Annotated in this window: 8 protein-coding genes and 1 pseudogene; 5 read left to right on the top strand and 4 right to left on the bottom strand. The window is 52.2% G+C overall.

Annotated features, from left to right (window positions below):
• Together CDA63_RS21015 and CDA63_RS19405 are read left to right on the top strand one after the other, a co-directional pair.
• Positions 1-434: pseudogene (locus tag CDA63_RS21015) on the top strand (hypothetical protein); the annotation flags it as partial.
• Between the two features lie 1256 nt (positions 435-1690).
• On the top strand, positions 1691-2665 hold the full coding sequence (locus tag CDA63_RS19405; RefSeq protein WP_088466114.1) for a replication initiation protein: 975 nt from the start codon (positions 1691-1693) through the stop codon (positions 2663-2665).
• Positions 2666-2806: 141 nt separating this feature from the next.
• Here the strand turns inward: CDA63_RS19405 and CDA63_RS19410 are convergent, their stop codons facing one another.
• The 3 genes from CDA63_RS19410 to CDA63_RS19420 all read right to left on the bottom strand — a co-directional run bounded on the left by CDA63_RS19410 (position 2807) and on the right by CDA63_RS19420 (position 5229).
• Positions 2807-3178 carry a hypothetical protein gene (locus tag CDA63_RS19410; protein ID WP_088466115.1) on the bottom strand — a complete coding sequence of 124 codons (372 nt, stop codon included), beginning with the start codon at positions 3176-3178 and terminating at the stop codon, positions 2807-2809.
• Positions 3175-3987 carry a ParA family protein gene (locus tag CDA63_RS19415; RefSeq protein WP_165768410.1) on the bottom strand — a complete coding sequence of 271 codons (813 nt, stop codon included), beginning with the start codon at positions 3985-3987 and terminating at the stop codon, positions 3175-3177. Before CDA63_RS19415 ends, CDA63_RS19410 begins: the two co-directional genes overlap by 4 nt.
• 267 nt (positions 3988-4254) lie before the next feature.
• Positions 4255-5229 (bottom strand): site-specific integrase, encoded by a 975-nt coding sequence (locus tag CDA63_RS19420; protein WP_088466117.1) that lies wholly within the window; start codon positions 5227-5229, stop codon positions 4255-4257.
• A gap of 204 nt (positions 5230-5433) precedes the next feature.
• Between CDA63_RS19420 and CDA63_RS19425 the strand changes: the two genes are divergently transcribed.
• Together CDA63_RS19425 and CDA63_RS19430 are read left to right on the top strand one after the other, a co-directional pair.
• On the top strand, positions 5434-5976 hold the full coding sequence (locus tag CDA63_RS19425) for a recombinase family protein (protein WP_165768411.1): 543 nt from the start codon (positions 5434-5436) through the stop codon (positions 5974-5976).
• A gap of 154 nt (positions 5977-6130) precedes the next feature.
• The gene (locus CDA63_RS19430; protein ID WP_088466119.1) at positions 6131-6718 is read left to right on the top strand and encodes a Fic/DOC family protein; all 588 of its coding nucleotides are present in this window, start codon (positions 6131-6133) and stop codon (positions 6716-6718) included.
• Here CDA63_RS19430 and CDA63_RS20660 read toward each other — a convergent pair.
• A complete protein-coding gene (locus CDA63_RS20660) occupies positions 6690-6872 on the bottom strand; it encodes a hypothetical protein (protein WP_126546976.1) in 183 nt (60 codons plus the stop codon). The genes CDA63_RS19430 and CDA63_RS20660 overlap by 29 nt on opposite strands.
• Before the next feature lie 524 nt (positions 6873-7396).
• On the opposite strand from CDA63_RS20660, the gene CDA63_RS19435 reads away from it, so the two are divergent.
• Positions 7397-8461: a tyrosine-type recombinase/integrase gene (locus tag CDA63_RS19435; protein WP_088466120.1), complete on the top strand. Its 1065-nt coding sequence runs from the start codon at positions 7397-7399 to the stop codon at positions 8459-8461.
• Positions 8462-8779: the final 318 nt, after the last annotated feature.

Genomic DNA, 8779 nt, shown 5'->3' on the forward strand with positions numbered 1-8779 from the left:
TACGCGGCCTCACGCCACATGAATTTGTGTGTGCCCAGTGGCAGAAAAACCCCGTTAACTTTACCCATGACCCGACCCACCTCACGCTGGGACTATACAGCTACCCCTCGCAGACGGTGGGGCAAACCGGCTGGGCGTATTCGGTGTACTTACTCGCCCGCTTCGGAGAGCAGCCGCACCCCGTCTCCTTTTACGCCGCGCACTACCAGCGGGCGTTTCCGTTTGTGCTGGCCGAGTTCACCGACCCGGCCTATCGGACGCCGTTGGAACAGCTTACCTACTGCTACGGGGTGCGCACGTTTGAGCGGGGACTCAACTGGTTTGGCCTGCTCGGCTCTGAATCCCAGGTGCCGGTACTTCACCAGCCCGACCAGTCGCTGACTGCTTCCCCGCTACTGGCCCAACTCTTTGCTGTACAGCAAGGACCTGTATAGCCCTTGCGCGCCAAATGCGACTTTTAGACCAAACTTTTAACCCAAGCCCAAGGCGCGGAATCATGTATGTACATGATTCCGCGCCTTGGCGTCAACTAAATAAGAACGAGCCGTTAGGTAGGCCTTCTTATAGCAGCGAGGGGGTAAAATTACTGTAAGCTGTTTCGGGCTAGGGCCAGAAAGCCGTAACTTATTGACCTACTATATATTGCGACCTGCAAAGTGGAGAGGTCCAGAAAATAAGGTTAAGAAAGACAGCCCAAAAACAAATGGTCCTCTAAATTATTGAACCTAGCTTTTTGACCCTAGACAGATGGGTATGTTACTCAAAGTGAGCCGGATGTAATACGGACTTTTCCTTAGAGTAATTTTATCACCTGGCTGCTATAAGAAGGCCACTCCCGATATGTAGCGGTTCGGCGCCACGTGTTCTTCTTAGACTGCCTAACAAAACTGTTTGATGGCCCGAAAGGGAATAATGGCACAGGTTAGTTTAGTTAAGCCTAAGCAGTACAGGACGAGACACATACTCTCAACTCTAAGCCCTTTATTGTGTTGCCTAACTTCTTTGATGCAGCACTTCTAAGTAAATAAAAAATTCGTAGCAAAGGCTTATAAAACCTTTCCTTTCGCTTATAAAATCTTCCCTTTGGAGACCTTAACTATATCCGCTAGCCGGTCTACAGCCAGCTTATGTTCGGTTACCAGCATTTCTGTTTGTAATTATCGATGCGTTAGCCATCTCACAGAATGACTTATAAAACCTTCCCTTTGGAGAACAACTGTTTCATAATTAGACGAGTAGTTGCTGAATATTCTCCGACAACGAGATTCTATAGTAATATAGTGAAAATATATATATAAATAATGCAATCTCTTAGTGTGTTTGCATTCTTGGATCTTTGTTGCTTTTTGCTTTCCGAAGGTTAAATCGGTTATGTATGAACAAACCCTAAAAGCTTTACCTTGAACGAACATCACAACTTTGTGAGCTTTGTAAGTTATTTGTCTTATTTGTAGGGCTCATAACTTATTGATATACAGTGCCCCCAGAGGGTCTAAGGAAAGGTTTTATAAGTGAAAGGAAAGGTTTTATAAGTGAAAGGAAAGGTTTTATAAGCTGAAAGGAAAGGTTCTATAAGCTGAAAGGAAAGGTTTTATAAGCGAAAGGAAAGTAATCTGGTAAATACTTTCCTTTCGTCTTTCCAAAGACATAAAAGCTCCTTATCTTGAGGTTCTATTCTTACTTTCTAGTTATGCAAGGACAAGAGTCAATTCCATTTACGGGTCTAGAGATCAGGCAGCACAATGCTATCACGACAGCTCGTTATGAAATGACGGCCTGTGAGATGGACATCGTATTTTACTTGCTTTCTCTTCTGCGTAAGGAGGACCGAATAGGAACCTACTACCAAGTTAAGGTGAAGGATCTTCAGAACCTTACGGGGCGGCAGTGGAACTATCAGCAGTTTCTGGAAGCTACTTCAGCGCTTCGTGGCCGGGAGTATGTCTTTGAAGACAACAAGCGTTTGCTCCAGGTGGGATTACTTGCCTCTGCCGAGTACATCAAGGGAGAAGGAGTAATTGAGCTTGAAATCTCCGAGAAAATCCGCCCCTATCTGATTGATCTGAAGCGTAATTTCACCAGCTTTCGGCTACAGGCTGCGTTTAGTTTGAGTAGCAAGTACGCCAAGCGCATCTATCAGATTGCTTCCCAGTGGAAGGATAAATCGGAGTCCAGAATCTTTAAGATTCATGATCTGAAGGTGATGCTGACGTTGAAGGATCCTAAGGGCATTGAACCGGAGCAATACAGCAAGGTATCGATGTTCCAGAAGTTCGTGCTGGATGTAGCAGTGCGGCAGATCAACCAGCATACGGACCTGCACATTAGCTATGAGTTGATCAAAAAAGGGCGTGCCTTTGAGAGCATCCGTTTTCTTATTAGCCAGCAGCAGCCGCAGCAGCTGCCACTTCCCTTTGAAGAAAGCGCGGATGAAGCGCGGCAGATTTCGGCCCGGCAACGGCTGGCGGAGTTGGAAATCAGGGAGTCTCGGCTGGTTGAGCAAATCGTCAGCGAAGCGGCTATGGTTGACGAGTTGTTTAAGTTTTGCTACAACCTTAAAACCGGTAAGACGAAGGCCTCCACCAATCCAGGCGGGCTGTTCCTAACCATGATAGGTCTCCGAGAAGCAAAGGTGAAACCAAAGACGCAGACTAAAAGCAAGTGATGGTTGAGTACATCTCTGCTGAGTAGCCATAAACTGCAAGGCGTTATTCAGTACAACTTGATTGAATACAAGCTTTGCCAAATAGTACAAAAAAGTCTATCTCTGGAACGTAGAAATAGACTTTTATACTGTTTTTTACTGCTATCGCTTTAGCTTCTTATTCTTCAATAACAGCTTTTGGTACAATTCTTCCGGCAGACTGCGGTTGGCATTCTCAAGCCCATCGAGCAGTTCACTGACTGCCTGCTCTATTTGCCGGCGGGCTACAAACCCGGGTTCCCAGTACTCGGCTTGCTTCAGCCGCAAATAGGTGCTTCGGCGTAGGTATGTGCTGAACTGTACCCACTCCTGCTCTGCTGCTTCAGCACCCTGCGCCACTACTGGCTCTGTAGCAGCGGCTGCTCCATCTGTTGCTGGCAAGGGAGGAACTTCGTCCATTCCGTAGAGCGAACTGGTATCGAGGACCGGACGAGCCGTTTTAGCAGTGAAGTCGCGTTTCTGAGAGGCACTCATAGTCTGGCTAGTATTTCGTCGGTAAGGGCCGTGTAGTCGAGAGCCCCATTGCTCTCAGGGGCATAGGCTAAGATGGGTTCCTGCATGGCTTGCGCTTCGCCCAGCTTGGTATTCTGCCGGATACTCACCTCCATCACCAGAGGCGCCAACTGTTCATCCTGGTTTATCAGATCGACATACTGATGATGCATGGCGGCTCTGTAGGTAGGAGAGTACTTGGTGAAGAAGATTCCTCCCACTTTAAGCTTCTGGTTGTAGTGCTTGCGCACCCGCACGCAGGCCTGCAGTAAGGAAGTCAACCCATTGTAGCCAAAGTACTCGGGCTGCATCGGGATGAAGACAGCATCAGCGGCAATCAAGGCCGAGTAGGTGATACCACCCAGCGACGGAGGAGTGTCGATAAGACAGTAGTCAAACTGATCCTCCACTGTTTCCAGAGCCTCGCGCAAAACGAATTCCAGCCCGGAGCTGCCGGCCATCAGCTTCTCTACCATTTGCAGCCTCGGCGAAGCGGCAACCAGATGCAGCCCCTCCCCTACCGGCTCCATCAGTTCCATTATGGCGACTTTTCCATCACTCTCCAGCAGCTCCCCCAGATGCCTTGTGCCCTGGCGGTCAAATGACATGGATAGGTTGGTCTGAGAGTCGCTGTCAATCAGCAGGACACGTGAGCCTCTGCTGGCTAACACCTGGCCCACATTTAAGGTGGATGTTGTTTTACCCACGCCTCCCTTATGGTTGGCAAAGCATATCGTCTTCATCTGCGTTATCTGAGCTAATGGAAAACAATAGTACACATTATCGCTCATACATACCAAACAAGCATAACACATATAGAATTTATAACATTTAGTACATACATTAAATGTTATGAGTGTATTAAATATAAAGTAACTGATTATCAATATACTGAAATCAATACATATGGTGTATGTATTGCGTGCTATGTATATAAAATGAGCATAATATTAATACATACATTGCATCCATTAAGTACATATAGCTTAATAAGTGTAATGTATGTATGAGGTTTATAACACACGTTACGCATGTGAATTGTTGCTTGAAAAGATTAGCTAAAGGCCTAGTTCTTGAGCGGCGTTATGTTGGCGGATGTCATCCAGGCGCGTATAGCGGCGGATCATGGTGGTGGTTTTGTGCTTGGTCTGGTTCATGATTTTAGAGTCATCAGCCCCGCTCAGCTTGGCGATGGTCACGAAGGATGCGCGCAACGAGTGAGCAGTGTACTGCGGGCCCAGATACTCCTGTACAATCAAATTAACCCGCTCAGTACTCAGCCGCTTGGTAGTCGGGCGCTGCCCATTATAGAAGGAAACGAACAGCGGACCGCTGGTGTAGCCGCGCTCCTGCAGCAGCAGCAGCCAGTCCTTAACGGCTCGCACGGGGCAGGTGCGCCGGTCGGGAGCGAAGAAGATGGCTTTCTCTTCGCGCTCCCCCAGCTGATTGGTCTTACTGCGCTGCAGATCCACCACCAGCCCGTCCTCGTCAAAATGTAGGTGAGCTATATCCAGACCGACCAACTCCTCGCGTCGGAAGGCCCCGGCCAGCCCCAGCAATAGCAGCGCCCGGTCGCGCACGCCCTTAGGACGGCTCGTGTCGATGCCCTGAACGACTCGCTTAAAATGAGCCAGCGTAAAGGCCGGAGCCTGTTGCTGGCGCTTGCCTTTGGTACGGCTGATTCCCTTGAGCAGCACCTTGAATTTCTTCTCGTCAGTGGGGGAGGGTACATCCTGCAGCTGGTGTGCCTTGGCGATGGCAGCGCAGTGGCGCTGGATAGTGGCCAGCTTTTTACCCGCAGCGGCCAAATGCGTCACGAAGCCGGCCAGCGTCTCGACTGCGGCCGGCAGCGGCGGCCGCTCCACCTCAGCGCACCAGACCACGAAGCGCCGCCAGTCGCCGGCGTAGGCGCGCTGGGTGTTAGCAGCTCCCTGCAAACCTGCCGCCACATAAGCACTGGCCTCGGCCGCATAGTCGTCGAGCGAGCGGGCCCGGCCAACTTCAGTGGAGTTAACAGTAGTGAGGTCTTCCATGGGCGTTAGGTATACTAAAAAGCATCTGGATAAGCGCCGCTTTGGCCTTTTTGCGAAGATAAGCGCAAAGACTCCGATAAGTAAACATTATCGGAGCCTTTGATAAATTTCGCGTAATGCGTACTAACCGATACCTACTAGGCCACATGGCAATCCTTTACCGGGGCAGTGGGGGAGGGGAGGCTGGGGCCAGAGTTTATTGAGGTGGAGAGCAGCAAGCGCAATCATAGGCCTCAGCTCGCGGCCGCCATGGCGGAGGCCCGTCGGGTCGGGGCCACGCTGCCCATCGCCAAGCTTGATCGGCTCTCCCGTAACGCCGGCTTCATCTTCGCCCTACGCGACTCGGGCGTCGACTTCATCTGCTGCGAGATGCCTGAAGCAAATACGCTCACCGTAGGCTTGTTTGCCGTCATCGCTCAGCACGAGCGTGAACTGATTAGCAAACGCACGAAAGAGGCACTGGCTGTTTTAAAGGCAAGAGGGGTCGCACTAGGAATGCCCGCTAATCTGACCACCAAGTCTATCCAGCAGGGCCAGGTAGTACGTCAGCAGAATGCCCGAGAGAATAAAGAGAATCGCCAAGCAACGCGTTTGGCCGTCCTCTTGCGTCAACAAGGCCATACCCTTCAGCAGATTGCCCAGGAACTGACTAGCGGAGACTACCGTACGCGCCGGGGTAAAAACTTCGATGCCACCGCGGTGTGTAGGTTGCTGAATCGTCACGCCGACTCCACCGAGACTGCATAACCCAAATTATGGAGCGGCAGGCAGGAGCTAAGGCGCTCGCTCCCGCAGGTTATCGAGCCAGGCTACAGCATCAAAAGGGGAGGGATACTTTCCCATAGCCATTCAACAAATGCTCGCAAGAGATCTCTCAAGGCAGAGCCCGTAACTTTGGCTGATGGGACACTACACCGACGCACCGGAAGACAATTTACTCGGGTTGACCAGCAAAGATGAGCTCAACGAGCAGGAGGCATTGGGCGTCGCGCAGGTAGAGCGCTATCTGCTGGAGGAAATAGAGTATCCGGTGGAGCTGTCGGTCAGCTTGCTGCAAGACTTACACCGGCGGGCCTTTCAGCACCTCTACGACTGGGCCGGCCAGTGGCGAAAGCAAGTACCCAATGTCGGGGCCTACCTACCACCGCCTGCCAACCAGGTCCCGTTGCTACTCTACGAATTCATCGACGAATTGCGACATCGGCACGCGTTGCTGCCGGCAGAACCAACCGCGGAGCGGGTGGCGGCTGTATTAGCCTACGCCCACCACCGGCTGGTCGCAATTCACCCGTTTGTTAATGGCAATGGCCGTACGGCCCGCCTCTTCACCAATCTGCTGGCCTATGGCTACGGCTTTCAAGAAGTCATTCTCTACCGACGAGAACAAGGCGAGGGGCGCACCCAATACCTGCAGGCTATCCGGCAAGCAGACGACTATCATCTAGCGCCGCTGCAGGCGCTTATTCACGAGCAGCTCCGGCCGCTGTAGAAGTGGAAAGGGTTGTTTGCTCATAGAGCGCCTCTATCCGCTCGACTGACACGAGTTGATTCTCCAGGGCCATCGAGGCATACACAGAACGCACCACCATGGCTTTCACCACGGCGGGATTTTGCAACTGGGGATATCGGTCACGCAGTTTCATTTGTTGAGAAGCAAGGTGTTACAGTAATTTCTGTACTGTAAAGATGGCTTAAAAGTTCCTAGGCATCCGCCGGCTACCCGGACACAGGTGTATTGGCTAGTAGTCTATGGGCGCTAAGTCTATAGGTTGAGCATTCTAGTTTCGGGAAAGTTCGGGAATGGGCCGGTCAGTGCTGTTATCAGTGATGTTGCAACCGCATCTGTAGCCCCCCGCTAAGTTGGCTATCGGGTGTCAGTCATTATCCTCATATCGTCCGCGCGAATAGAATCAATGCAAGTCCTGAATCGCTTAACCGCGTCTCCTAGCTCAATAAACGTCACTTTTAGCAGTATCATAAACTTCCTTATCGACACCTGACTCTTCCAATATAACTTATGATAACGCTCACTTATCATAACTTATATTTACCCGCGAAAAGAGTGTTCGTTTGACCCTAGTTTCGACACCCTATATATAAGGTGTGCACCAACGGACGAATTGAACTTCTAAATTCAGTAGCCCCCACGGCTCCCTGCACGTACTCCATGCGCGAAGACCTTTCCATTGTTCCGGCGTCCCCTGTTCCCCCCACGGTCAGCACCCAGCTGGCCCGGGCCTCGGCCAAAGTCACCGGCTTCTTGGAAGTCGGCCTGCAAGGCGCGGCTAACACGGAGCGCGCCTACACCTCGGATCTAAAAAGCTATGTCGGCTTCTGCGAGCGACACGGACTGCGGGCGCTGCCAGCCGACGTGGAAACGCTGACCGAGTACGTGGCGTACTTGGCGACGGAGAAGCCAACCCCGCAACCCGGCGACGGGGGCGGTGGGGAAAAGAAGAAGCGCAAGGGCCAGCAGCCCCTCACCCGGCCCCATTCACTGGCCACCATCAAGCGGCACCTGGCCGCCATCCGCAAAGCCCACCAGCTCGCCGGCCACCGGCTACCGGCCACGCTCGATGCACTCAACGTGGTGATGGAAGGCATTGCCCGCACCCTGGGCAAGCGCCAGGACCAGGCGCAGGCCTTTACCGTGGAGGAGCTGAAGCAGGCCATCCGCCGCATCGATCTGGAAACATCGGCGGGCCTGCGCGACCGGGCGCTGCTGCTGCTCGGCTTCGCGGGGGCTTTCCGGCGTTCAGAACTGGTGGAGCTCAACATCGAGCAACTCGAATTCACGGAGCGGGCGCTGCTGGTGCACCTGGCCAAAAGCAAGACGAACCAGTACGGGGCCGTAGAGGACAAAGCGATTTTCTACGCCCCTACGATGGACTTCTGCCCGGTACGCTGCCTACGGACCTGGCTTAATCTGCTGGGCCGGACTACGGGGCCGCTGTTCGTCAAGATTCCGCGGGCGGCCCCGAGGCAGATGGCCGTACCATCAGACAAGCGGCTATCAGACATTTCCATCAACAAGCTGGTGCAAAAGCGCCTCGGCCCGAGCTATTCTGCGCACTCACTGCGCGTGTCCTTTGTGACGGTGGCCGTGCTCAACGGGCAGTCCCACAAGGCCATTAAGAACCAGACCAAGCAGAAAACGGATGCGATGATTGAGCGCTACACCCAGCTTAACAATGTGGTTTCCTATAATGCCGCACAGGCGTTGGGACTGTAGTTTGCAGAACACCACGTCGTAAATCAACCACTTTTACGAGGCAAATATTCCAGTAAGGCGCCCGACAATTTCATGAACAAACATTCTTGATCCAGATGCGCCGTTGTATAAGGGGTTCTTGTTCTAAAAAGGCGGCTTTATACGCTAAGCCCCATATCAGAAAGAGTAGTCCGAAAACAGGATAGAAAAGGGCGATTCCGAGCAATTTAGAGGGTATGCTGAGGTGGTCTAGTTACGCTGGACAGTTTAGGGCGTTAAGTGGAAGAAGCTGTTGGTGAGCGTAATAGGGGGTCTGATAGTCGATGCTGGAGTGCAGCC

It is taken from the genome of Hymenobacter amundsenii, from assembly GCF_002204745.1.
Lineage (GTDB): Bacteria > Bacteroidota > Bacteroidia > Cytophagales > Hymenobacteraceae > Hymenobacter > Hymenobacter amundsenii.